The following is a 24,508-nucleotide window of genomic DNA, read 5'->3' as shown; positions in this document are numbered from 1 at the left end:
CGCCGCCGTCTACGTTCGACCGGTCGGACAACTCGAGCGGTGCAGAGGGGATTGCGTGAGAGGCAACACCCATGGCGTACGGAGCGGTTGGGTGCCGCTCCTGGTGACGGGGAGTCTGCTGGCCGGGTGTTCGGCCCAGGCGGCGGACGGCGGATCCCCGCGGCGGACCGGGGCGTCCGCGCACACCGCCTCACCGCGCTCCACGGCACCCCCGTCGGGCGGGCCGGCCGCCGCCCCGGTCCACACCCCCGACGCCTCCCCGGTGCCCCGGACCCCGGAGGAGGGGCGGAGGCTGGTGGAGTCGGTGGTGTTCGCTCCGGGTAACTGGGGGCGGGGCTTCGTCGCCCAGGATCCGGCCGAGAGCCGGCCGGGCACCTGGGCCGTGCTGGACGACGACTGCCGCTGGGATCGGGAGAAGGCTCCCAGGGGAGTACTGGCCGGCCTGTCCCGCTACAGCCTGCTGCCCGCCGGCGGCTCCAAGGGTGCCGTCAGGGTGACCGCCGCGGCCACCGCGCACTCCTCCGTCCTCGGCGCCGACGAACAACTGAGCACCACCCTGGAGGAAGTCCTGCGCTGCCCGGAGCAGCACCCCCGGGCCGGCGCCCGGATCACCGGGCTGAACTCGCTCGGCACCCCCTTCGGCGCCCGCGAGCAGGACTACGCCGACGACTCCGTGCTGGAGGCCGGGCAGTACGTCGAGAAGGACGGCGCGGCCCGGCCGTACCGGTGGATGGTCGCCCGGCTGGGCACGGTCGTCGTGGCCGTCTCCGTGACGGGCGGGCAGGGACACACCGAGCAGGAACTCCACCGGCTGGGCGCCGACGCCCTGGGGCAGATGCTGGCGCGCGTCCGGCAGCGCGCGAAGGAGAACTGATGGACCCGCTGCGTACCTCCGACCCGTCCGCTCTGGCGGGTCATCGGCTGCTCGGACGACTCGGCGCGGGCGGCATGGGCGTGGTCTACCTGGCCCGCTCGGCCGGCGGTTCCCTGGTCGCGCTGAAGGTGATCCAGCCCGATTACGCCGAGGACGCCGGCTTCCGGGAGCGGTTCCGCAGGGAGGCGGAGACGGCCCGCCGGATGACCAGTCCCTGGGTGGCGTCCCTCGTCGACGCGGACCCGGACGCGCCGCGGCCCTGGCTGGCCACCGCGTTCGTGCCGGGACCCTCGCTCGGTGAGGCCGTCGCGGCCCACGGGCCGCTGCCCCTGGGGAGTCTGCGCGTACTGGGGGCGCGGCTCGCCCAGGCTCTGGGGGACCTGCACGACGTCGGCCTCGTGCACCGGGACGTGAAGCCGGGCAATGTGCTGCTGGCGCTCGACGGGCCCCGGCTGATCGACTTCGGTGTGGCCCGCGACCCGCGGGACACCGCGCTCACCTCGACCGGGGTGGTGGTCGGCACCCCCGGCTTCGTACCGCCCGAACAGGTGCGGGGCACGGCCGCGCCGGCCGCGTCCGGCGACGTCTTCTCGCTCGGCTGCGTGCTGGCCTTCGCGGCCACCGGCCGTCCTCCGTTCGGCACCGGCTCGCCGGACGCGCTGTTGTACCGCACGGTGCACGACGCCCCGGACCTGGAGGGCGTACCGCGACCGCTCGCCGAGGTGGTGCGCGGCTGCCTGGAGAGGGACCCTCGGCTGCGGCCCACGGCGGAAGCGCTGTCGGAGACGCTCACGGTCGCCGTGTCCGGAACGGCACCCGATCCGCGGGAGGCGCTGCGGGCGGTGCGTCCGGCGCCGCCGCGGGACTCCGACGCGGCGGACGCGGTGGCCGACGGTGCGGCCGCGCGGACGGCTGACGCACACGTCCCCGCGGACGACGGCTGGTTGCCCGAGCCGTTGGTCCGGCTGATCGCGGAACGCTCGGCGGCCGGGCTCGCCCTGCCCGCCGTCGACGGGACCGAGGTCGACCCCACGTCCGCCGGCCCCGTCCCGCCGGACACCGCGGCCGCGCGGCCGGCGGCCGGTGCCGTCGGCAGACGCCGGCTGCTGCTCCTGGCCGGAGGCGCGGCGGTCGCCGCGGCGGGGGGTGGACTGGCGGCGTGGGCAGCGCTCGACCGTGGCGGGGAGGGCGACGCCACGCGGGCCGCCACCGGTCCGGTGCACACCCTCGGCCTGCACGCCGACCTGACGGGTGACCAGAAGGCGGTCGGACGGGCGCAGGAGCGGGGGCTGCGGCTCGCCGTCCACGAGTTCAACTCCCGTGCGGACAAGCCCTTCACGCTCGCCGTGAAGACGGTGGACGACGCGGGCGATCCGGCCCGGGCACCCGAGGCGGCCGGGGAACTCGTCGCCGACCGTTCCGTGCTGGCGGTGATCGGTCCGACCACCGACGCCACCGCCCTGGCCTCGCTGGGGACGTACGACGCCGCGTCGCTGCCGCTGATCGCGGTGACGCCCGGCGCCACCGTGCTGCAGGTGATGGACAGCCGGTCCTTCCTGCACGCCCGGGTGCCGGACACACTGCTGCCCCTCTACCTGGACGTGTACCTGCGCGGGACGGCGAAGTCGCGCACGGTCGGGATCGTCGACGACCGGGCGGCGGACGCCTACGCCTGGGAGATCAGCAGCACGCTCGCCACCGTGCTGCGCGAGGTCCCGCTGCCCGCCGTGCCCAAGGTGGTCAGCGCACTGCGCACCGACTTCGGGCCGACCCTGGACGCCCTGCTGGCGGGGGGCGCCGACTCGGTGGTCTTCGCCGGTCACCACGACCGGGCCGCGCTGCTGGCCCGGGAACTCCACCGCCGTGGCTTCCCCGGTGCCAGGCTCGCCGCGCAGGGGGTGCTCGACGCCCGGTTCCTGACCGCCGCGGGGGACGCGGCCGACGGCTGGGTGATCGTCGCCCCGGCCATGGACGCGACCGTGGCACCCGGGGCCAGGGCGTTCCGAGCCGCCCACCGCACGCTCTTCGGCGCGGAGCCGGAGCGGTACGCCGTGGAGACGTACGACGTGGCGCGGTTCGCCGTGAAGACGCTGCGGTCGCTGGGCGCCGGGCGCCGCACCCGGCAGACCCTGACGACGGCACTGCGGTCCGGGTCGCACCGGGGCATCGCCCGGAACCTCGCGTTCGCCGAGGAGACCGGGGCGCTGGTGCCCGACGGCAGCGGGGTCCACCTGTGGCGGGTCGAGGGCGGCAGGTTCGCGTACCAGGGCCCGGCGCCGTACCGGGTGGCCACGTGATGGGGCGCTGATGGAGCCGTTGCGCGGAGCCGACCCGGCCAGGATCGCGGGCCACCGGCTGCTGCGCCGCCTCGGCGCGGGCGGCATGGGCGTGGTCTACCTGGCCCGCACCGGGGGAGGTTCGCTCACCGCGGTGAAGGTCATCCGCGCCGCGTACGCGGACGACCCGGGCTTCCGGGCCCGCTTCCGCCGCGAGGTGGACGCGGGCAGCCGGGTGGCCAGCCCCTGGGTCGTCCCTCTGCTCGACGCGGACCCCGACGCGGAGTCGCCGTGGCTGGCCACGGAATTCGTGCCGGGGCCGTCCCTCGCGGAGGCCGTGGAGGAGTGCGGTCCCCTGCCGTACCGGAGTGCCCGCGTCCTGGGGGCGCGGCTGGCCGAGGCGCTGACGGCGGTGCACGGGGCGGGTCTGGTGCACCGGGACGTCAAGCCCGCCAACGTACTGCTGGCGGTCGACGGGCCGCGGATGATCGACTTCGGGATCGCCCGGCCACCGGAGGACACCGCGCTCACCGCGAGCGGGGTGGTGGTCGGCTCCCCCGGGTTCCTCTCCCCCGAGCAGGCCCAGGGGCGGGGCCGGGAGATCGGGCCGGCCGGCGACGTCTTCTCGCTCGGCTGTCTGCTGGCGTACGCGGTGACCGGCGAGCGCCCCTTCGGGTGGGGCTCGGCGGCCGAGGTGCTGGTGCGCACGGTCCACGACGAGGCGGACCTGGACGCCGTACCGGCGCCGTTGCTGCCGCTGCTGCGGGCCTGCCTGGCGAAGGAGCCCGGTGCCCGCCCCACCGTGCCCGAGATCCATGCGGCTCTGGACCGTACGGGCGAGGACGGCGGCTGGTTGCCGGAGGCGCTCACCCGGCTGATCGCCCGCCGTTCCGCCGCCGTCCTCGCTCTGCCGGCGGTCGAGGCGACCGAGGTGTCCGGCGCCCCGGCGGCCGCCGACACGGTGCCGGACGCGCGGGAACGACCCAAGGGCGTCACCCGGCGCCGTCTGCTGACGCTGGGTTCGTTCGCCGGGATCGTGGCGGCGGGCGGCGCCACGGCCGCCTGGTGGACCGCCGACCGCCCCCGCCGTACGCCGGTACGCGGGGGCGGCGCACCGCTGCCCCGGCGGGTGATCGCCCTGCACGCCGATCTGACGGGAAACGGGAAGGCCGCCGGCCTGGCGCAGGAGAGGGGCGTCCGGCTCGCCGTCGACCACCACAACTCCCGTACCGGCCGCGGCTTCGACCTCGCTCTCCAGGTGCACGACGACGCGGGCAGCACCACCCGGGCGCAGCGGATCGCGCGGCGGCTGTCGGCCGACGAGCTGGTCCGCGCGGTGATCGGGCCGACCACCGACGCCTGTGCCGAGGCCGTCCTGGAGCAGTACCGGACCGCGCTGCTGCCCATGGTCTGCGTGTCGGTCGGGCTCGACGGGGTGTCCGCCGAGAGGTACCGGACGTACGCGGCCACCCGGCCCCCCGACCGCGATCTGGCGGTACCCCTGGTCGCCCATCTCGTCCGCACCGTCCGTACGCGCCGAACGGTGCTGGTCGACGACGCGGCCGAGGGCGACGTCAGCTGGGAGCTCTGCGCGGACGTCGCCCAGGCGCTTGCCTCCGGACAGCGCGCCACGACCCGGCGCACCCTCGCCGCCGAGGGCGCCACGTCAGGCGACGTCCGTGCCCTGGCCGAGTCGGTGGCCGACTGGAGGGCGGACGCGGTGGTGTTCGCCGGAGGAGGCGCACGCGCGGCGGAACTGGCGCGAGCGCTGCGCGCGGCCGGCTGGTCGGGAGCCCGGCTGGCCACCCACCGCGCTCTCGACACACGCTTCTTCACCGTGGCCGGCGACGCCGCCGAGGGCTGGGTCTTCGCGACCACCTTCCTCGATCCCACCCGCGTGGCGGCCGCGAAGTCCTTCGTCACCGCCTACCGCCACCGCTTCGGCACCGCCCCGCCCTGGTACTCCGCGGAGGCCTACGACGCCACGCTCTTCCTGGCGCGTGCGCTGACGGCACCGGGCCCGTCCCCCGCCGAACGGGGCCCGCTCGTGAGCCGGTTGCGGGAGACCGACCACCAGGGCGTCACCAAGCGGCTGCGCTACACGGGCCCGAGCACCGGCTACGCCACCGAGGCGATGTACCTCTTCCGGGCAACCGGCGGCCGCTTCCGCTACCTGGGCCACTTCGAGGACGCCACCACCTGAGCCGCTCGGCGGGACCGATCGCGCGGGCACCCGGCGGGCGGCGCGTGCGGGTCCACACGCCTACGTACGTGCCCTACGTGGTTCTCCGGATGCCGGGGCCATGGGGCCGCTGCGATGATCACTCCTCCAGCGGTATCAGGAAGGGCAACGCATGAACCCCGGTCAGCAGATGGAATTCCACGCCTCCTGCGGGCATCTGATCTCGGCTCCGGCCGACCGGGCGGGGCTGGACGCCCGCTGCCCCTACTGCCATCACGTGGTCCGGGTCCCGCGGGCCGACGTTCCGTACGCCTCACCCGTGGCGGCTCCCGCGCCGGCTCTCGCTCCCGCGCCCGCGTCCGCGCAGGCCGGTGCCCCCGAGCCGGTCGCGCTGACGGCGCTCTACGTGACCGCGCTGATCGTCGGCCTCACCGGGGCCGGGGTCGTCTACATGGTCATGTTCGACGCGTTCTCGGAGTCCGAACTGGTCGCGATCACACCGCTGTGGTTCTTCCCCGTCGTCTTCGGGCTGTACGGCTTCGTCTCCCAGCGGCTGCTGCGCCGTATCGCCTCCGGGCGCGCCGGCACCCTGGGGGAGGCCGCCCGCATCAGCATCGACGTGGCCGGGCATTGGGCGGCCCTGGTCCTGTTCCCGTTCCTGGTACTGAAGTGGCGCAGCTCCCTGCTCGTGTCACTGGCCGCGGCGCTCTTCTGGGCCGTCCTGCTGTGGCTGTTCTTCACGGCCGTGTTCCCCCGCCTCTGAGCCCGGCTCCCATTTCGGGGCGCCGGGCCCGGCGAGTGCGACGAGGTCCGGAAGGATCCCGGCCAGTTCCTCCAGCAGCCTGTCCGGGTCCACCACGTCCGGCAGCGGGTGGTGGACGAAGCAGATCCCGTCGTTCGTCACCGAGACCGCCGGTGCGGCGAGCTCGACCAGGCGCTCCGGCAGCCGCGAGGCGTAGAACCGCTCGGTCGTCCCCGCGCGGTCGTCGCTCATCGGCAGGTACGGCGCGTCCCGGTGGAAGGTGAGCCCGAGCTCCGCCGCACTCCAGTGGCGCTCCAGCCGCAGGTTCGGCCGGCGGCCCGGCACGTCGAACACACAGACCAGCCAGTGGGCGTCGACCTTGCCCGTCAGGTTCTCGACGAACCTGGCGACGGTGACCCGGTGGTCGCCGAGCGGGCCGGTCACGGTGGTTCCGGGCCGCGCCCGCAGCAGCCACGGGAAGTGGACCGCATGACCGGCCCACCGCGCCCCGTCCTCGTCGCGCTCGACCCGCTGCCAGCCGGGACGAGCGGCCAGGGCACGCATCGCCCGGTCCGCCCTGCCGACCCGCCGGGCGGTACGGACCGAGAGGGTCAATCCGATCAGGGACGGGGCCATGATGACCGCGAAAAAGATGATCCAGCCCATGACGTGGCCCCTTCTCTCGGGTCCGGGGAAGCCCGTTCGTCCGCATCCTCGCGTCCCGGGCCGCCGCAGGACATCGGGGGAACCACGTAGAGGTCCACCGAATCCACTGCGGGCCCCCGCGTGCGGCCCCGACCGCCCGGCCCGGGGCCGCCCGGCGAGGGCTCGCGGGCGGCGAGCGGCCGGGTCGGCGGGGCCGCCGCGCCCGGCCGGCGAATCAGTCCGTCCACCTCCAGTCGGCGACTTCCGGCAGGTCGGTGCCGTACTCGCGGATGTAGGCGTGGTGGCGGGTGCGGGCGTCCTCCATGCGCTGCCGCACCACCGCGGCCTTCACCGCGAGGCCCGGAACGCGGTCGATCACGTCCATGACGAGCCGGTAGCGGTCGAGGTCGTTGCGCACGACCATGTCGAAGGGCGTGGTGGTGGTACCCATCTCCTTGTAGCCGCGGACGTGCAGGTGGGCGTGGCCGGCGCGGCGGTAGGCGAGGCGGTGGATGAGCCAGGGGTAGCCGTGATACGCGAAGATCACCGGCTTGTCCGGGGTGAAGAGCGCGTCGTACTCGGCGTCGGTCATGCCGTGCGGGTGTTCCTCGTGCGGCATCAGCCGGGCCAGGTCGACCACGTTGACCACCCGCACCGCCAGGTCGGGCAGTTCGGCGCGCAGGAGGGTGACCGCCGCGAGGACCTCTTGCGTCGGGACGTCCCCGGCACACGCCAGGACCACGTCGGGCTCACCCGCGTGCTTCTCGGTACCCGCCCACTCCCAGACGCCGGCGCCGCGCGCGCAGTGGGCGCGGGCCTGGTCGAGGGAGAGCCAGTCGAAGCAGGGCTGCTTGCCGGCCACCACGACATTGACGTGATCACGGCTGCGCAGCACATGGTCGGCGACCGACAGCAGTGTGTTGGCGTCCGGCGGCAGGTAGACCCGTACGACGTCGGGGCTCTTGTTGAGGACGTGGTCGACGAAACCGGGGTCCTGGTGCGAGAAGCCGTTGTGGTCCTGGCGCCACACATGGGACGTCAGCAGGTAGTTGAGCGAGGGGACGGGCGGCCGCCATGGGAGGTCACGGGACGTCTTCAGCCACTTGATGTGCTGGTTGACCATGGAGTCGACGATGTGGACGAAGGCCTCGTAGCAGGAGAACAGCCCGTGGCGGCCGGTCAGGAGGTACCCCTCCAGCCATCCTTGGCACAGGTGCTCGGAGAGGACCTCCATGACCCGGCCGTGCCGGTCCAAATGTTCGTCCGTATCGAGGGTCCGCTCCTGCCACGCCTTGCCGCTCGCCTCATAGACGGCCTCCAAGCGGTTGGAGGCCGTCTCGTCCGGGCCCACCAGACGGAAGTCGCGGCGTGTCGCGGTGTCCGCCATCACCTGTTCGAGCAGCGCGCCGAGGACTCGGGTCGGCTCGTGGCGGTCGGTGCCGGGCTTGTCGACGGGGACGGCGAAGCGCTCCAGAGGGGCGATCGGCAGGTCCCGGGTGAGCAGCCCGCCATTGGCGTGCGGGGTGGCCCCGAGCCTGCGCCGCCCCTCCGGTACGCGTTCCAGTACCCGGGGGCGGGGACGGCCCAGGTCGTCGAAGAGCTCTTCGGGGCGGTACGAGCGCAGCCACGCCTCCAGTTGTGCCAGGTGCCCGGGGTCGTCACGCACTCCGGACAGGGGCACTTGGTGCGCACGCCAGGTGCCCTCCACCGGCGAGCCGTCCACTTCGGCGGGGCCCGTCCAGCCCTTGGGCGTCCTGAGGACGATCACGGGCCAGCGCGGCCGGCGGGTGACGCCCTGCTCGCGGGCGGCGGCCTGGATGCCGGCGATCCGGTCCAGGGCCTGGTCCATGGCGGCGGCCATCGCCCGGTGCACCTCGGCCGGGTCGTCCCCGGTCACGTGCAGGGGGTCGTGTCCGTAGCCGCGCAGCAACGCGTCCAGCTCGTCCTGCGGCAGGCGGGACAGGACCGTCGGGTTGGCGATCTTGTAGCCGTTGAGGTGCAGAACGGGCAGCACCGCGCCGTCGTGGACGGGGTCGAGGAACTTGTTCGCGTGCCACGAGGCGGCCAGGGGCCCGGTCTCCGCCTCGCCGTCGCCGATGACGCAGGTCACCAAGAGGCCCGGGTTGTCCAGTGCGGCGCCGTAGGCGTGGGCGAGGGAGTAGCCCAGTTCGCCGCCTTCGTGGATCGAGCCGGGGGTTTCCGGAGCGACGTGGCTCGGCACGCCACCGGGGAACGAGAACTGCCGGAAGAGCCGCTCCATGCCGCTCGCGTCCCTGGGCACGTCGGGGTAGACCTCGCTGTAGCTTCCCTCCAGCCACGAGTTGGCCAGTACGGCGGGACCGCCGTGGCCGGGCCCCCAGACGCACAGGGCGTCCAGGTCCCGGGCCTTGATCACCCGGTTGAGGTGGGTGTGCACCAGGTTGAGGCCGGGGGACGTTCCCCAGTGCCCCAGCAGTCGCGGCTTGATGTGTTCGGGCCGCAGGGGTTCCCGCAGCAGGGGGTTGCGCATCAGGTAGATCTGGCCCACCGCCAGGTAGTTCGCCGCGCGCCAGTGGGCGTCCAGGGCGTCGAGCTCCTCCGCCGGCAGGGTGGTACGGGCGGATGCGCCGTCACTCATGAGCTTCTCCGTTCGTGGGCCGGACCAAGGCAAGGATGCGTCGTGTTCGTGCGTGCCGCACGGCCGGGTCACCCCAGCGTTCCGTCCCGGCCGCGGCCGGGGCAGGGGCCGGTCGGCCCCGCGGACGGTCCATGAGGTCCCCCTTCCGGGCCACGGGCCGATCATGCGCGGCGGGGGTGAAGACGACCGGAACCAGTGCCCCCGACAGAGCCCGCGGGGGCCCCGGAGGACAGTGCCGAGGTCCTGGGGTTCGCCTTCCGGGCGTACGGCGGCGCGAGGTGCCGCCGTACGCGCGGTACGGGTACTGCCCCACCGGCCCCGCCAAGGGGGCCGTCAGGCCCTGGCACCGGACGGCGGATGGGGAAACGCTTGACGTCGGAACCAGAGGATCCGGCCCCAGGGCCGCAGTGAAGGGTGCGCACGATGAACGACTACGCGCGGGATGCGGGGGTTCGCCGTGAGGTGGCGCCTCGGCATCCGACGCCGCTGTCCCGGACCGAGGCGCTGCGGCTGCTGGGGACCGTTCCCCTGGGGCGGATCGTCTTCACGCATCAGGCGTTGCCCGCGGTGCGTCCCGTCAACCACTGCCTCGACGGCGACGTCGTCGTCGTCGGCATCCACGACGGTACGACGCTCGCCTCCCTCACGGCTCCCGCGGACGGCCCGGGCCTGGTCGTGGCGTACGAAGCCGACGTGATCGACCTGGACACCCGGCTCGGCTGGAGCGTGGTCGTCACCGGATACGCGCGCCCGGTGGCGGATCCCGATCTGCTGGACCGCTACCGGTCCGCCCTCCGGCCGTGGGTGGCGGGGGCCATGGATCACGCCCTTCGCATCCGGCCCGGCATCGTCACCGGCTTCCGGCTGACGGCCGGCCCGCCGGCCGTGACCGCGCCCGTGACCGCCGGCGCCACCGGCGTACGGCTCCCCCTGGGCTGAGGGCCGCGGCCGGCCCGGAGTCAGGCGCCACCCGCGCCGCCCAGGGGGGCACGCCATACGAGCCGGGTGCCGCTCCCGGCCGATCCTTCGATCACGAACGTTCCGCCGACCGCACGCGCCCGCTCCCCGAGGTTTCCCAGGCCGCTGCGCCGGCCGCCCTCGGGGATGCCCCTGCCGTTGTCGGCCACCGTCAGGATGACCTCGTCGGCCGTGGCCTGCACCGTGACCTCCACCCGTGTCGCATGCGCGTGCCTGGCCACGTTGCTGAGCGCCTCCGTGAGCGCCGCCATCACGTGGTCCGCCACCCGCGCCGGCACATCGGTGTCCAGCAGGCCCTCCATGCTGAGCCTGGGCGGGTGGCCGAGTGCCGAGGCGGCTTCCCCGACGGCTCGGGCGATGTGTGCGCGGAGGCTGGGCCCGGTGTCCTCCTCGCGGGCCCGGAGGCCGAAGATCGTCGACCGGATGATCTTGATGGTCTCGTCCAGGTCGCCCACGGCCCGCTCGACGCGCTCCGCGGCGCCCTTGTGCTCGACCAGCCGCGCCGCGCTCTGCAGGGTCATCCCGGTCGCGAAGAGCCGCTGGATGGCCAGGTCGTGGAGGTCACGGGCGATGCGGTCGCGGTCCTCCAGCAGGGCGAGTTGCTCGGCGTCGTGCCGGCGCTCGGCCAGCTCCAGCGCGAGGGCGGCCTGGCCGGCGAAGGCGAGCAGAGGGTCGAGTTCCTCGTCCGCGAACAGCGCTCCGTCCGCGGCACGTGCCAGCAGCAGGACGCCGCGTGTGTCCTTCGCCCCGGTGCCCAGCGGCACCGCCACGGCCGGTCCCAGTCCCTCGAACCGACGGGGCCCGGCGTGGTAGCGCGTGTCGTCGGCCAGCGAAGCCGTGGTCACGGGGCTGCCGGAGGTGTACGCGGCGCCGGTCAGCGTGCCGTCGACAGGAACGACCAGGCCTCGCCGTCGGCCCTCGTCCGCTCCTGTCGCGAGCTCGACCACCAGGTCGTCGGTGCCCTCGACGGGCACCGACACGTCCGCGAGCCGGGTTCCGGTGATCTCCTGTGCACGCCGGGCGATCAGTTCGAGGACCGCGAGCCGGGGGCTGCCGGAGAGGAGGCTGTTGGTGATCTCGGCGTTGGCCTGGAGCCACCGCTGCTGGCGCTGCGAGTCCTCGTACAGCCGGGCGTTGTCGATGGCCACGCCGGCGGCGACGGAGAGGGTGGAGATCACCGACTCGTCCTCGGCGTCGAAGTCCTGCCCGCCCCGCTTGTCGGTCAGGTAGAGATTGCCGAACACCTGATCGCGGACGCGGATCGGCACGCCGAGGAACGAACGCATCGGCGGGTGGTGCGGCGGGAAACCGTATGACGCCTCATGCGTGCTGAGGTCACGCAGCCGCAGCGGTTCGGGATTGTGGATGATCTCGCCGAGCAGTCCGTGACCGGCCGGCAGGTGACCGATCTTCGCGATCTCCTCCGGTGTGAGCCCGGTGGTCAGGAACTGCGACAGCGTCCGGCCGTCCGGCCCGATGACTCCCAGGGCCCCGTAGCGCGCGTCCACGAGCTGGGCGGCGGCCTCGACGATACGGCGCAGCACCTGCGCCAAGTCCAGTTCGCGGCCCACCGAGACGACGGCTTCCAGCAGGCTGTGGACACGGTCCCTGGTCCCGCGAGCGGCGTTGATGCGTGCCTGCAGCTCCTCCAGCAGCTCGTCCAGCCGCAACTGAGGCATCCGCGACAACGACTCCTCCACGCCCACAGGCCCCTCCTCGGAGCGTCACACTCTGTCCTCCCTCCAGCCTATCCAGCCGTGTCGCTCCTCCGGTGCCGGTGGCGGAAGCGGCCGGAATCCACCGTCGGAGCCGGCGGCGAGGGCTGCCGGGCACCCGGATGACACCTGTCGTCCGCGGCCGCCGCTCGGCCGGCAGCTCCGCCGGATCGGTCAGGGATTCTCAGCGCGGTGGGCGGGGGTCCTGTTTCCGGCGGGACATCCGGGTGGCCAGGACGGCGGCCTGCACGCGGCGCTCCACGCCGAGCTTGGCCAGGAGGCGTGAGATGTTGTTCTTGACGGTCTTCTCGGCGAGGTAGAGGCGCTTGCCGATCTCCCGGTTGGTCAGCCCCTCCCCCACCAGCGCCAGGATGTCGCGCTCCCGCTCGGTGAGCCCGGCGAGTCCCGGCTGCTCCTCCTCGCGGAGGTCGCCACCGCGCAGCCGGGCCATCACACGGGCGGTCGCGCCGGGGTCGAGCAGGGACTGGCCGGACGCGACGGTGCGTACCGCTGAGACGAGGTCCGTTCCCGTGATCTGCTTCAGGACGTAGCCCGACGCGCCGGCCATGATCGCGTCGAGGAGGGCTTCCTCGTCGTCGAACGAGGTCAGCATCAGGCAGTGGAGCTCCGGCATCCGGGAGCGCAGTTCGCGGCAGACGCTCACGCCGTCACCGTCCGGCAGGCGCACGTCCAGGACCGCCACGTCGGGGCGCAGGGCGGGAACGCGAGCGAGGGCCTGCTCGGCGGTGCCGGCTTCTCCGACCACCGTCAGGTCGGGCTCGCCGTCCAGCAGGTCGTGCACACCACGGCGTACCACCTCGTGGTCGTCGAGGAGGAAGACCTTGACCGGTCCTCGCGTCGGGACGCCGGGGGTGTTGTCCGTCATCATGCGGCTCCGTCATTCCTGTCCGGTCCCCCGGGAACGGGGTCCTCCTGCAGCTTCCCTCGGACGCGGGTCGAAGGGCCAGGGCCGGACGGCCCTTCTTACGGATGTGCCCCGCGCACCGGACTCACACCTCCGGCGTTTGCCGGTGCCGGGCAGCGGCGTGCGGTCCTGTTCTCCGGCGGCCATGACGCGCCGGCCCGCTTCACCGCCGGCCGTGACGACGTGCGGCGGCAGGGCCTGGACGCCGTGCCCTTTCTTCCCCAATTCCGGTTGAAGGACCGGCTCCACGTCGCCGAGGATGGCCCGTTCCAGCTCGGCGCCTCGCTCGCGCTGCGCCGCCTGGGGCGGTACGGGCTCGTCGCGGTCGACGCCTCGCCGGACTTCCGGCACCCGGGCCACTCCGGCCTGATCGGCGCGGCCGGCGGCGAGGAGGTCGCGCTGGCCACCGGGCGCGGGCAGGACGACCTGACGGATCTGGAGGGGCTCAAGCCCTATCTGCGGGACGAGGACGTGCGGTTCTTCGGGATCCGCGACGCCTTCCGGGACGACGAGGACTGCGTCGAACTCGCCGCCCTGAAGATCCCCGTGGTGACCGTCGGCGACCTGCGCGAGTGGGGCGCGGAGGCACTCGCACGGGCCACCGCGCGGTCCTTCGCGAGCCCGGACGTGTCCGGCTTCTGGGTCCACTTGGACGCCGACGTCCTGGACCCGGGCGTCATGCCCGCCGTGGACAGCCCCGACGCCGACGGACTGCTGCCCGACGAACTCGTCGCCCTGCTGAGGCCGTTGCTGGCCTCCCCGCTCTGTTCCGGGTTCAACGTCACCATCTACGACCCCGATCTCGACCCGGACGGCACGGCGGGTGCGCTGCTCGCCGACATCGTGGTGGACGCCTTCGCCCGCTGACGACGCTCCGTCCGCGGCGGAGCGGCAGGGCCACCGCCCGCGGGCCCCCATGGTGGCGGCGCGCATCCCGGCACACAGAACTATGGTGTCCCACCACATACGCCTCTGACCTGCACGTTCCTACGGTATGGCGACACGGAAACGTCCCCGCCAACTGTCCGGAAGTGGTGTTCATGGCCGCCCCCGCATCCGCTCCACCAGACCCGAACTCGCTGAAGCGCATCGTCGCCGCGAGTCTCATCGGGACCACCATCGAGTGGTACGACTTCTTCCTGTACGGGTCAGCCGCCGCGCTGGTGTTCAACAAGCTGTTCTTCCCCGGGTCCGACCCGCTCGTGGGCACCCTGTTGTCCTTCCTGACGTACGCGGTCGGGTTCGCCGCGCGGCCGTTGGGGGCGTTGGTGTTCGGGCACTTCGGGGACCGGCTCGGGCGGAAGAGGCTGCTCGTGCTGAGCCTGCTGCTGATGGGCGGGGCGACCTTCGCCATCGGGCTGCTGCCGACGCACGCCACCATCGGTACGGCCGCGCCCGTACTGCTCACCGTGCTGCGGCTGGTGCAGGGCTTCGCCCTCGGGGGTGAGTGGGGCGGAGCCGTGCTGCTGGTGTCGGAGCACGGGGACGCGGGAAGGCGCGGGTTCTGGGCGTCGTGGCCGCAGACCGGGGCGCCGGCGGGGCAGTTGCTGGCGACCGGGGTGCTGTCCGCGCTGACGGCCCTGCTGTCCGACGAGGCGTTCGTCTCGTGGGGGTGGCGCGTTCCCTTCCTGCTGTCGGGTGTGCTGGTAGTGGTCGGGCTCTGGATCCGGCTGTCCGTCGACGAGTCACCCGTCTTCAAGGCCGCTCTGGCGCGGGCCGAGGCCCGGAAGGCGGAGTCGGCGGCGGTGGAGAAGATGCCGCTGGTCGCCGTGTTGCGCCACCACTGGCGTGACGTGCTGATCGCGATGGGTGCCCGGATGGCGGAGAACATCAGCTACTACGTCATCACCGCGTTCATCCTGGTGTACGCGACGACGTCGACCGGACTGAGCAAGCAGACCGCGCTCAACGCCGTACTCGTCGCCTCCGCCGTGCACTTCGCGGTGATCCCGGCGTGGGGGGCGCTGTCGGACCGGATCGGGCGCCGTCCGGTCTATCTGATCGGCGCGGTCGGTGTCGGGGCCTGGATGTTCCCGTTCTTCGCGCTCGTCGACACCCGGAGCTTCGGGAGTCTGCTGCTCGCCGTGACCGTGGGGCTGGTGCTGCACGGGGCGATGTACGCGCCGCAGGCGGCGTTCTTCTCCGAGATGTTCACGACCCGGGTGCGCTACTCGGGCGCTTCCATCGGGGCACAGTTCTCGTCCGTCGCGGCCGGTGCCCCGGCGCCGCTGATCGCGACCGCGCTGCTCGCCGAGCACCACAGTGCGACGCCGATCGCCCTGTACGTCATCGCCGCCGCGCTGATCACCGTGGTCGCCCTCGCGTGCGCCCGGGAGACCCGCGACCGGGACCTGGCCGCCGACGAGGCGGAGGACGAACGGGTGGTGGCGGGACGCTGAGCCCACGGGCGCTGAGCCTGCGGGACGCTGAGCCCAAGGGCGCTGAGCCCAGGGCGCTGCCCGCGGGACGCTGAACCCCCGGGCAGCGCCCACGGGCCGTGAGCACGGCCGGTCGCCCACCGGGGCGGCCGGCCGTTTCAGCGTGCGACGGCGGCGGACATCGCGTACAGCCGCAGCGCGAGCTGGATCTCCAGGGTCCGGGGCGGCGACTGCCAGTCCGGGCCCAGGAGCCGGCCTATGCGCTCCAGCCGCTGTGCCACCGTGTTGACGTGGACGTGGAGTTCGTCCTTCGTACGGACCGGGCTCATCCCGCTGGCGAAGTACGCGTCCAGCGTCCGCACCAGGTCGGTGCCCCGGCTCCGGTCGTAGGCGACGACCTCGCCGATGGTGCGCGTCACGAAGCCGGTGATGTCCCGGGTGTCGGCCAGCAGCAGCCCCAGGAAGCCCAGGTCCGAGGCGGCCGCGCCCTCGCCGGAACGGCCCAGCAGGCGCAGCGCCTCCAGGCAGCGGCGCGCCTCCTCGTACGCCGGGGCGATGGCGCCCGGGCGGGTGGCGGGCGCGTCGACCGGGGAGGAGGCGCCGACGGTGACCGGCTCGCGGAGGGTGCCGCCCAGGTGCTTGGCGGTCTGCCGGGCGAGGTCGGCCGCGCAGTCGCCCGGCCCCAGCGGAAGCAGCAGCACGGTGCCGCCGTCGCGCGCGGAGGCGAGGCCGTGGCGGGTGGCGGCCAGGTGCGAGGCGGCCGACCACAGGCGCTGCCGGTCGGCGCCGTCCCGCTCGGCGCCCTCCCGGCCGGCGCCCTCGCGGGCAGTGCCCTCCCGGACGGGGGCGTGCGGGTCCGTGGGCGGGGCGGGCCGGTCAATACGGGCCGCCAGCACCACGTGCGGAGCGTCCAGGTCGGTGCGGAGGCGCGCGGCACGCTCCCTGAGCAGGCGCCGGTCACGCTCGGGCGCGTCGAGCAGGTCGTCCAGCAATTCCCCGCGCACCCGCTGTTCGGCCTCCCCGGCGGAGCGGCGGGCGAGGAGCAGCAGGGAGGTGACCATCGCCGCCCGCTCCAGGGTCCGCTGGTCGACCGGGTCCAGGTCGGGGTGGCCGCGCAGCACCAGGGCACCGAGGGCCTCGCCGCCGGCCGACACGGCCGCCACCCAGTCGTCGCCGCGCCGGGTCGCGTGACCGTCGACGCACTCGGCGGGCAGCGGCCCCTCGGTGAACTCGACCGCCCCGTCGAGGACTTCGGCCACGGCCGCCGCCACGTCGTGGACGCCACCGCCCCGGAGCACCAGCTCGGTCAGCCGGTCGTGGACCTCCGAGGCGCGTTCGATGACACCGCTGTGGGCGCGGATGATGCCGTTGGCCCGCTCCAGCTCGGCCAGTGCCGACCGGGTCTCCGCCAGCAGGTTGGCGGTGTCGATCGCGACGGCCGCGTGCGCGGCGAACGAGCCGAGCAGCGCGACCTGTTCGCGCTCGAAGACCCGGGCGCGCCGGTCGGCGGCGAAGAGCACGCCGATCACCTGGCTGCCCAGGGTGAGCGGGACGCCCAGGATCGCCACCAGGCCCTCGTCCCGTACGCCGGAGTCGATCGCCCGGGTGTGCAGGAACCGCTCGTCGTCGAAGTAGCTCTCCGTGACGTACGGCCGGGCGGTCTGGGCGACGAGGCCGCCGAGGCCCTCCCCCATGCCGAGCCGCAGTTGCTGGAAGCGGGCCGACACCGAGCCCTCGGTGACCCGCATGTAGGTGTCACCGGCGACCGGGTCGTGCAGGCTCAGGTAGGCGACCTCGGTGCCCAGCAGCGACCGCGCGCGCTGCACGATGGCGCGCAGGACCGCGTCGAGATCGCGGAGCCCCGCGAGGTCGTGCGCGGTCTCGAAGAGCGCGGACAGCTCGGCCTCGCGGCGCCGCCGCCCCTCCAGCTCGGCCCGGACGCGCAGGGCGAGCCGCTTGGCCCCTTCGAGCGCGGCGAGCGCGGCCGGACCGGCGCCGTCGGCGCGGGCGAGCAGCACGGGCCGGTCGTACGCCTCGGCGGCCGCCCCGCGCGCGAGGAGCCCCAGGTAGACGGCCGGGTCGGCGCCGGGCTCCGGCTCACGCGGCTGTTCTTCGGACATGGTCACAGGGATACCTGTCGTACGGGTGGTCGCACCAGCCCTGTGGACGGCCGGCGGCCCGGTCAGTGCGCGGTCCAGCCGCCGTCGAGGACGAGGGAGGTGCCGGTGATGAACGAGGCGGGCGGGGAGCAGAGGTAGGCGACGGCCTCGGCGACCTCCTCGGGTTCGACGAGCCGCTTGAGCGCCGAGTCCTTGAGCATGACCTCGGTGAGGACCCGCTCGGGCGGGATGCCGTGTGCCCGCGCCTGGTCGGCGACCTGGGCCTCGACCAGTGGGGTGCGGACGTAGCCGGGGTTCACACAGTTGGAGGTGACGCCGTGGGGCGCGCCTTCGAGGGCGGCCGTCTTGGAGAGTCCTTCCAGGCCGTGTTTGGCGGCCACATAGGCGGACTTGTAGGGGGAGGCGCGCAGCCCGTGGACGGAGGAGAGGTTGACGATACGGCCCCACCCTTGCGCGTACATGTGCGGCAGCGCGCCCCTGATCAGGCGGAAGGGCGCTTCCAGCATCACGGTGAGGACGGTGTGGAAGACGTCCGGGGGGAATTCCTCGATGGGGCGGACCAGTTGCAGTCCGGCGTTGTTGACGAGGATGTCGGTGCCCGCCGCCAGGCGCTCGGCCGCGTCGAGGTCGGTCAGGTCCACCAGGTGGGGTTCGACCGGCCCGCCCGTCGTGGGCGCCGCGTCGGCCAGGGCTTCGAGGCCCGGGGCGTCCCGGTCGGCGGCCCGGACCTTCGCCCCGGCGGCGGCCAGGCGCAGGGCGCAGGCCCGGCCGATGCCGCTCGCCGCGCCGGTGACGAGCGCGGTGCGGCCGCCGAGGTCGAGGGTGGTGACGGTGTGGGGTGCGGTCATGCCTGGCACCCTATGGAGGACCGGCGGCCCGACCGATGTGGTCCGCGCCCATAGTTGGGTTCAGTCGGCCGTGGTGGCGAACCATGTGGGGGCGTCGGTGAGGGCCCGCTCGATCCGGAACAGCTCTCCGGCGCGCAGCGGCGGCAGCGCGTCCAGGGGGAACCAGCCCACCTCCAGCGACTCGTCGTCGTTGACGCGCGCCTCCCCGCCCACGGCCCGGCAGCGGAAGCTGGTGTCCATGAACTGGCACCGGTCGCCGTTGGGGTAGGTCACCGGCGGCAGCGTCTCCACCAGGACGACGCGTTCGACGACGCACTCGACGGCCGTCTCCTCGTACACCTCGCGCACCACGGTCACGGCCGGCTGCTCCCCCGGCTCCGCGATCCCGCCGATCAGCGACCAGCGGCCGTTGTCGACGCGCCGGGCCAGCAGCACCCGGCCCTCGTCGTCCAGGACGACGGCGGTGACGGCCGGCAGGAACAGGAGCTGTTGTCCGGCGGTGGCCCGCAGAGTCCGGATGAAGTCAGGAGTTGCCATGGACCCGTCCCCGGTCGGTGGCGGAGCTCCGGCGGCGTGCGGCCCCGTACGCCACCCGGCCGAGACCGGCGGCGGCGAGCAGGACCAGGAGCGCCTCGGGGAGCGTGCCCATGCGGGTCGCGGGCGTCAGGGAGGACCGCAGCGGCACCTCGGCGACCAGGGCGTCCGGGGTGAACATACGGCTCTCCCGGACGATGGTGCCGTCCGGGCGGATGATCGCGCTGACGCCGCTGGTGACGGGCACGACGACGGAACGGCTGTGCTCGACGGCCCGCACCCGGGACATGGCGAGCTGCTGGTAGGTCATCTCGCTGCGGCCGAAGGTGGCGTTGTTGCTGGGTACGGAGATGAGGCGCGCGCCGTGCGTGACGGTGTCCCGCACCGCCCAGTCGAAGGCCGCCTCGTAGCAGGTGGCGAGACCGACCTTGGTGCCGGCGAGGTCGAAGACGCCGACCTCGGTGCCGGGGCCGAAGTCACGGCTGACCCGGTCCACGTCCTTGTTGAAGATCCGCACGAAGGACCGCATCGGGATGTACTCGCCGAAGGGCTGGACGTGCCGCTTGTCGTACGTCGCGACCGGCCCGCGCCGCGGGTCCCACTGGATCAGGGTGTTGCGGAGGGGCCCGGTCTCGGGGGTGAGGACGGCCCCGACGACGGTCGGTACGCCGATGGCGGTGACCGCCCGGTCGATGACCATCCGGGCGTCGTCGTTGCGGTAGGGGTCCAGGTCGGAGGAGTTCTCCGGCCACAGGACGAAGTCCGGCCGGGGCGCCCGGCCCGCCGCGACGTCGGCGGCCAGTCGCTCGGTGCGGCGAGCGTGGTTGTCGAGGACGGCCCGGCGCTGGTCGTTGAAGTCCAGGCCGAGACGCGGCACGTTGCCCTGGATCGCGGCGACGGTCGCGGTGCCGGCCTCGGCGGTGTCCGACACCAGCGGCCGGGCGGCGAGGGCGGCGGTGACCGGTACGAGGAGGGACAGGGCGGCGGCGGCGAGGGGGCCGCGCGGGAGGGCGCCGGTCCTCCGGTACGCGCGGAGGACCCGTACCGCCTCGTGGAGGCCGAAGCCGCACAGGGCGACGGCGAAGCCGAGGACGGGCGTACCGCCCACCGCGGCGAGCGGTAGGAAGAGGCCGTCCGCCTGGCCGAAGGCGATCTTGCCCCAGGGGAAGCCGCCGAAGGGCACGCGGGCGCGTACCGCCTCGCCCGTGATCCACGCGGCGGCGGCGAACACCGGCCACGCGGGGAGCCGCGACACGGCGGCGACGAGCAGGCACGTGGCGGCGACGAGGAGCGATTCGGCGGCGACGAGCGCCAGCCACGGCCCGGCCCCGACCTCCTCGCCGGTCCATACCAGGAGGGGCAGGAGGAAGCCGAGCCCGGCGAGGTACCCCAGGCCGAAGCCGGCCCGCAGGCGCCGGCCCCGCAGCGTCCACCCGAGGAGCGCGAACCCGGGCAGGGCCAGCCACCACAGGGGGCGCGGCGGGAAGCTCAGGAACAGCAGGACCCCGGCCAGGACCGCGGCCGCCGGCCTCACGAACCGCCGCGGCAACCGGCCCCGCCGCTCATCGGGGGCGGGGGGAGGGACATCGACGGTGGTCATGGTGGCGCTCACGTGCGGAGTCTACGGCGACCACCTGTGCGAACCCCAGCGCGCTCCACGAGCACGACGCCGCCGCCCCGGCCCGGCCCGGGCTGCGGCGGGCGGCGGGGCGGCCCGGTGCGGCCGGAGGCGGAGGGGCGCAGGAGGCCTAGGGAGCGCAGGAGGCGGAGGGGCGCAGGAGGCCTAGGGAGCGCAGGAGGCGGAGGGGCGCAGGAGGCCTAGGGAGCGCAGGAGGCGGAGGGGCGCAGGAGGTGGAGGGGGCGCGGGGGGGCGGAGGGAGCGCAGGAGGCGGAGGAGAAGGCCGAGGGGACGGCGGTGCGGTGGGGGCACACGCCGCGGTCCGCGGCGTCAGGGTGGGCCCGGGGGCGGTGGGGGGCCGGGGACGGGGGTGGTACCGGGGCCCGGGGCGGGGTGGCCCGTCGGGGCCGGGCGGTGGCGGTGGCGGAGCCGGAGGCGGTGGCGGATGACGTGGACGGCGGTTTCCGCGTCGTCCACCGTGACCGTGAAGGTCCGCCCGTCGCTCAGGGTCAGGACGAGGCCCTCTCCCCGGCGGACGACCACCGCCGTGCCCTTGTCCGGCAGCCACCGGTAACCCCACCCGCCCCACTGGCACGGTGTGACCGAGGGGATGAACTCGGCGCCCGCCACGGTGTCCAGCGGGATGCGCCGGCGCGGCAGGCCCAGGTGGCCGCAGCGCACGTCGAGGGCGTGCAGGTCCACCGTGATCTCGACGTGGACGAAGGCGAGCGTCCCGAACAGGACCAGCAGCCCCGCCGCGACACAGCCGACCACCGCCATCAGCAGGGCGGCCGTGCCGGAGGCCCACGACAGTTCGACGCCCAGGGCGACGCCGAGGGCCACGCAGGCCGCGCCCGCCGCGGCGAGCGCCCACTGGGCGCGGTTGGTGGCCCGTCCGGTCCAGACGTCGGGCACCGGCGCCGCCGTCGCCACCAGGCCGGGGCCGCCGGCGGCGGGGGCCGAACCGGGGCCGGGGCCGACCGCGGAAGCGGGGGCGGGCTCCGGCGCCGGGTCCGGACCAGGGGGGAGCGGCTCGTCGCGGGAGTGGTCCCTCATGCGTAGCAGCGTACGCACGTTCCGCCACCGCGCCCCGTCGTCGGGGGCCGTCCGGACGAGCGGCCCGGGCGCCTCAGCGGGTGGTGGGCGCGGCCGCCCGGAGGAGGCGGCCCTCCGCGTAGGCGAGGGCCGCGGCGGGCAGCTCCGCCTCGCGGCCGCTGAGCAGCACCGTGAGGTCGGTGCCGGGGGTCGCGTCGGGCGCGGGGAGGGCGCCGGCGCGGCGCAGGGCCTGGGCGGCGACCGCGTCCGCCGAGCCGTACAGCTCCAGGGGCGGGTGTCCGGCGGGCCGGAGGGCCGCGCGGATGCGTTCGGCGACCAGCTCGTAGTGGGTGCAGCCCAGGACGACGGAGGTGACGTCGTCGGGGGTGAGCGCGGCGGCCGCGGCGACGGCCCGGTCGATGGCCTCCTCGTCGGCGTACTGGACCGCGTCCGCGAGGCCGGGGCAGGGCACCTCGGTGACCCGGACCGAGCCCGCGAAGTCCCTGATGAGGTTGCGCTGGTAGGGGCTGCCGGTGGTGAGGGGGGTGGCCCAGATGGCGACGGGTCCGCCGCCGGCCGCGGCCGGCTTGATCGCCGGGACGGTCCCGATCACCGGGATCGCGGGTTCCAGCGCGGCGCGGAGGGCCGGCAGGGTGTGGACGGAGGCGGTGTTGCACGCCACGACGAGCGCGTCGGGCCGGTGCGCCGCCGCCGCCCGGGCCACGGCGAGGGCGCGGGTGGTGAGGTCGTCCACCGTGCGCGGGCCCCAGGGCATGCCGTCGGGGTCGGAGGAGAGGACGAGAGCCGCGTCCGGCCGCAGCCGACGCACCGCGGCGGCCGCCGCCAGCAGGCCGATTCCGGAGTCCATGAGCGCGATCTTCACCCGGTCACCCTAGCCGACACCCTTGCGCTCCGGCCGTTGTGGGGCAGACTGCGGCGAATGAGCACCATTGCGTGGATCGCCCTGGGGTCGGTGGCCGCCTGGGCGTGGCTGCTGCTGGGGCAGGGCTTCTTCTGGCGCACCGACCAGCGGCTGCCGCGCCGCGCCGACCCGGACCGGTGGCCGTCGGTCGCCGTGGTGGTGCCGGCCAGGGACGAGGCGGAGGTGCTGCCGCTGGCCCTGCCGTCGCTGCTGGCCCAGGACTATCCGGGCCCGCTGGAGATCTTCCTGGTGGACGACGGCAGTGCTGACGGTACGGGGGACGTGGCCCGCGCCCTGGCCGTGCGGTGCGGCGGGCCCCCGCTGACGGTGACGTCGCCCGGTCCGCCCGAGCCGGGCTGGACCGGCAAACTGTGGGCGCTGCGGCACGGGATCGCCCTGGCACGCGCGCGTGGCGGGGCGGCGGCCGGTCCGGCGGGGGCACCGGCCGGCGCGGGCGGCCCGGAGTTCCTGCTGCTGACGGACGCGGACATCGCACACGAGCCGGACAGCCTGCGCGAGCTGGTCGCGGCGGCCACCACGAACGGCCTCGACCTGGTGTCGCAGATGGCGCGGCTGCGGGTGGTGACAGGCTGGGAGCGGCTGATCGTTCCGGCGTTCGTCTACTTCTTCGCCCAGCTCTATCCGTTCCGCCGCGTGAACCGGGCGGGGGCGCGGACGGCGGCGGCCGCGGGCGGGTGCGTGCTGCTGCGCACGGACACGGCGGTGCGGGCGCGCCTGCCGGAGTCGATCCGTCAGGCGGTGATCGACGACGTGTCGATGGCCCGGGAGGTACGGCGGGCCGGCGGCCGGATCTGGCTGGGGCTGGCCGACCGGGTGGACAGCGTGCGCCCGTATCCGCGGCTGGCGGACCTGTGGCGGATGGTGGCGCGCAGCGCGTACGCCCAGTTGTGGCACAGCCCGGTGGTGCTGGCCGGGACGGTGGCGGGGCTGGCGGTGGTCTACCTGGCGCCGCCCGCCGCGGTGGGTGCGGGGCTGTTCGCGGGTGACGCGGCGGCCGGTGCGCTGGGCGCGGTGGCGTGGGCGATCATGGCGGGGTCGTACGTCCCGATGCTGCGCTACTACCGGCAGTCGCTGTGGCAGGCGCTCCTGCTGCCGGTGACGGCGTCCCTCTATCTGTGCATGACGGTCGATTCGGCGGTGCTGCACCACCGGGGCCGCGGGGCCACGTGGAAGGGCCGGACCTACCCGCGTCCCGGGGCGGCCCCGTGGGCCAGGAGTGCCGGCGAGGGGTGACGGGACGTCAGGACGGGGACGTAAAGCCGGAGTCGGCGCCGCTGCGCACCTTTCCCGGCACGCGGAGTAGCGCCGGTCCGTAAGCCCGGTCCAATTTCCCTGGTGATGAGTGATCCATTTTAAGCATGGACATGCGGAACGGACGTCCGGCGATCATGCGGGGATTTCTGTACGGGCCACCTTGCCGGCCTTCCGCGATGCGCGACCGACCTGCCGGTAACCCCCCATCAGCCTGGCCTTTACACGGACCGTGACCGTTTTTCCCAGGTTCGCTCGTATTGGCGATCCGCTGCCACTCACACCGCGTAAAAGAACCTGCTTATCGGCCTCCCCATACGGCACATCGTGGGCTTACCTTATGTGCCATGACCTCCCCCCGTTCCTACGGCGGCGCTTACTACAACGCGCCGTCGTTCCCGGACACCCCGATCTACGACTCCCTCGTCGCGGAACGGGGCACGCCTCAGATCGCGCCGATCCGAGTGCCCGCCGCCTACGACACCGGCAACTCCTACCTGCCGGCGCTGCCCGCGGCCCTCCCCGCCCTTCCGGCCGCCCCCTCCCAGCCCATGCCGTCCTACGGCGGCGGGGCGTACGGCTATCCCCAGCAGGCGGCGCCGCAGCCCGCCCCGTTGCAGCACATGCCGGCGCCGTACATCCCGCAGCAGCCGACCGCTCCCCGCGGCGGCTACGGCTACCCGGGGCCGCAGCCCCAGCAGCAGCGGCCGGTCCCGGCCGGGTACGAGGCGATGCGCCCGGCGGCGCCCCGGCCGGTGCCCACGCCGTCGCCTTACGACGACCCCTACAACCGTCCCTACCAGGGCGGAGGGTACTGACCGGGCCGC

At 74.3% G+C, this 24,508-nt stretch carries 18 protein-coding genes and 1 pseudogene; 9 read left to right on the top strand and 10 right to left on the bottom strand.

Going from position 1 to position 24,508, the window contains the following annotated elements; genetic code table 11:
- Positions 1-55: 55 nt before the first annotated feature.
- The 4 genes from ACF068_RS09035 (at position 56) to ACF068_RS09020 (ending at position 6,095) form a co-directional block, all read left to right on the top strand.
- Positions 56-874 (top strand): hypothetical protein, encoded by an 819-nt coding sequence (locus ACF068_RS09035; RefSeq protein WP_392273506.1) that lies wholly within the window; start codon positions 56-58, stop codon positions 872-874.
- Positions 874-3,171 (top strand): bifunctional serine/threonine-protein kinase/ABC transporter substrate-binding protein, encoded by a 2,298-nt coding sequence (locus ACF068_RS09030; RefSeq protein ID WP_392273505.1) that lies wholly within the window; start codon positions 874-876, stop codon positions 3,169-3,171. The genes ACF068_RS09035 and ACF068_RS09030 overlap by 1 nt, the downstream gene beginning before the upstream one ends.
- A 10-nt stretch (positions 3,172-3,181) precedes the next feature.
- A complete protein-coding gene (locus ACF068_RS09025) occupies positions 3,182-5,353 on the top strand; it encodes a bifunctional serine/threonine-protein kinase/ABC transporter substrate-binding protein (RefSeq protein ID WP_392273504.1) in 2,172 nt (723 codons plus the stop codon).
- A gap of 151 nt (positions 5,354-5,504) precedes the next feature.
- Entirely contained in the window at positions 5,505-6,095 is a 591-nt protein-coding gene (locus ACF068_RS09020) for a hypothetical protein (protein ID WP_392273503.1), read from the top strand.
- Here ACF068_RS09020 and ACF068_RS09015 read toward each other — a convergent pair.
- Both ACF068_RS09015 and ACF068_RS09010 read right to left on the bottom strand, forming a co-directional pair.
- Positions 6,024-6,740 carry a hypothetical protein gene (locus ACF068_RS09015; RefSeq protein ID WP_392273502.1) on the bottom strand — a complete coding sequence of 239 codons (717 nt, stop codon included), beginning with the start codon at positions 6,738-6,740 and terminating at the stop codon, positions 6,024-6,026. The genes ACF068_RS09020 and ACF068_RS09015 overlap by 72 nt on opposite strands.
- A gap of 214 nt (positions 6,741-6,954) precedes the next feature.
- Complete coding sequence (locus ACF068_RS09010; RefSeq protein WP_392273501.1) at positions 6,955-9,336, bottom strand: phosphoketolase; 2,382 nt, start codon at positions 9,334-9,336, stop codon at positions 6,955-6,957.
- Between the two features lie 423 nt (positions 9,337-9,759).
- On the opposite strand from ACF068_RS09010, the gene ACF068_RS09005 reads away from it, so the two are divergent.
- Positions 9,760-10,275, top strand: coding sequence for a pyridoxamine 5'-phosphate oxidase family protein (locus ACF068_RS09005; protein WP_392273500.1), 516 nt, complete (start codon positions 9,760-9,762; stop codon positions 10,273-10,275).
- 20 nt (positions 10,276-10,295) lie between these two features.
- Here the strand turns inward: ACF068_RS09005 and ACF068_RS09000 are convergent, their stop codons facing one another.
- Entirely contained in the window at positions 10,296-11,993 is a 1,698-nt protein-coding gene (locus tag ACF068_RS09000; protein ID WP_392273499.1) for a GAF domain-containing protein, read from the bottom strand.
- A gap of 220 nt (positions 11,994-12,213) precedes the next feature.
- On the bottom strand, positions 12,214-12,915 hold the full coding sequence (locus tag ACF068_RS08995) for a response regulator (RefSeq protein ID WP_392273856.1): 702 nt from the start codon (positions 12,913-12,915) through the stop codon (positions 12,214-12,216).
- Between the two features lie 297 nt (positions 12,916-13,212).
- On the opposite strand from ACF068_RS08995, the pseudogene ACF068_RS08990 reads away from it, so the two are divergent.
- Together ACF068_RS08990 and ACF068_RS08985 are read left to right on the top strand one after the other, a co-directional pair.
- Positions 13,213-13,821 (top strand): annotated as a pseudogene (locus ACF068_RS08990) (arginase family protein); the annotation flags it as partial.
- A 173-nt stretch (positions 13,822-13,994) separates the two neighbouring features.
- Complete coding sequence (locus ACF068_RS08985) at positions 13,995-15,353, top strand: MFS transporter (protein ID WP_392273498.1); 1,359 nt, start codon at positions 13,995-13,997, stop codon at positions 15,351-15,353.
- Between the two features lie 137 nt (positions 15,354-15,490).
- Here the strand turns inward: ACF068_RS08985 and ACF068_RS08980 are convergent, their stop codons facing one another.
- The 6 genes from ACF068_RS08980 to ACF068_RS08955 all read right to left on the bottom strand — a co-directional run bounded on the left by ACF068_RS08980 (position 15,491) and on the right by ACF068_RS08955 (position 22,370).
- On the bottom strand, positions 15,491-17,452 hold the full coding sequence (locus tag ACF068_RS08980; protein WP_392273497.1) for a helix-turn-helix domain-containing protein: 1,962 nt from the start codon (positions 17,450-17,452) through the stop codon (positions 15,491-15,493).
- A 62-nt stretch (positions 17,453-17,514) separates the two neighbouring features.
- Positions 17,515-18,300 (bottom strand): 3-hydroxybutyrate dehydrogenase, encoded by a 786-nt coding sequence (locus ACF068_RS08975; RefSeq protein WP_392273496.1) that lies wholly within the window; start codon positions 18,298-18,300, stop codon positions 17,515-17,517.
- 60 nt (positions 18,301-18,360) lie between these two features.
- A complete protein-coding gene (locus tag ACF068_RS08970; protein WP_392273495.1) occupies positions 18,361-18,837 on the bottom strand; it encodes an NUDIX domain-containing protein in 477 nt (158 codons plus the stop codon).
- Complete coding sequence (lnt, locus tag ACF068_RS08965; protein ID WP_392273494.1) at positions 18,824-20,446, bottom strand: apolipoprotein N-acyltransferase; 1,623 nt, start codon at positions 20,444-20,446, stop codon at positions 18,824-18,826. Before lnt ends, ACF068_RS08970 begins: the two co-directional genes overlap by 14 nt.
- A gap of 336 nt (positions 20,447-20,782) precedes the next feature.
- Positions 20,783-21,508, bottom strand: coding sequence for a hypothetical protein (locus ACF068_RS08960; RefSeq protein WP_392273493.1), 726 nt, complete (start codon positions 21,506-21,508; stop codon positions 20,783-20,785).
- Between the two features lie 73 nt (positions 21,509-21,581).
- Positions 21,582-22,370 carry a glutamate racemase gene (locus ACF068_RS08955; protein WP_392273492.1) on the bottom strand — a complete coding sequence of 263 codons (789 nt, stop codon included), beginning with the start codon at positions 22,368-22,370 and terminating at the stop codon, positions 21,582-21,584.
- A gap of 57 nt (positions 22,371-22,427) precedes the next feature.
- Here ACF068_RS08955 and ACF068_RS08950 point away from each other — a divergent pair, with 57 nt between their 5' ends.
- A complete protein-coding gene (locus ACF068_RS08950) occupies positions 22,428-23,663 on the top strand; it encodes a glycosyltransferase (protein WP_392273491.1) in 1,236 nt (411 codons plus the stop codon).
- Between the two features lie 365 nt (positions 23,664-24,028).
- Positions 24,029-24,499, top strand: coding sequence for a DUF6643 family protein (locus ACF068_RS08945; RefSeq protein WP_392273490.1), 471 nt, complete (start codon positions 24,029-24,031; stop codon positions 24,497-24,499).
- Positions 24,500-24,508 lie beyond the last annotated feature (9 nt).

This window comes from Streptomyces sp. NPDC016309 (genome assembly GCF_043077235.1).
Lineage (GTDB): Bacteria > Actinomycetota > Actinomycetes > Streptomycetales > Streptomycetaceae > Streptomyces.
The sequence above is the reverse complement of the archived record's forward strand: the minus strand, read 5'-3'. Positions and strand labels throughout refer to the sequence as shown.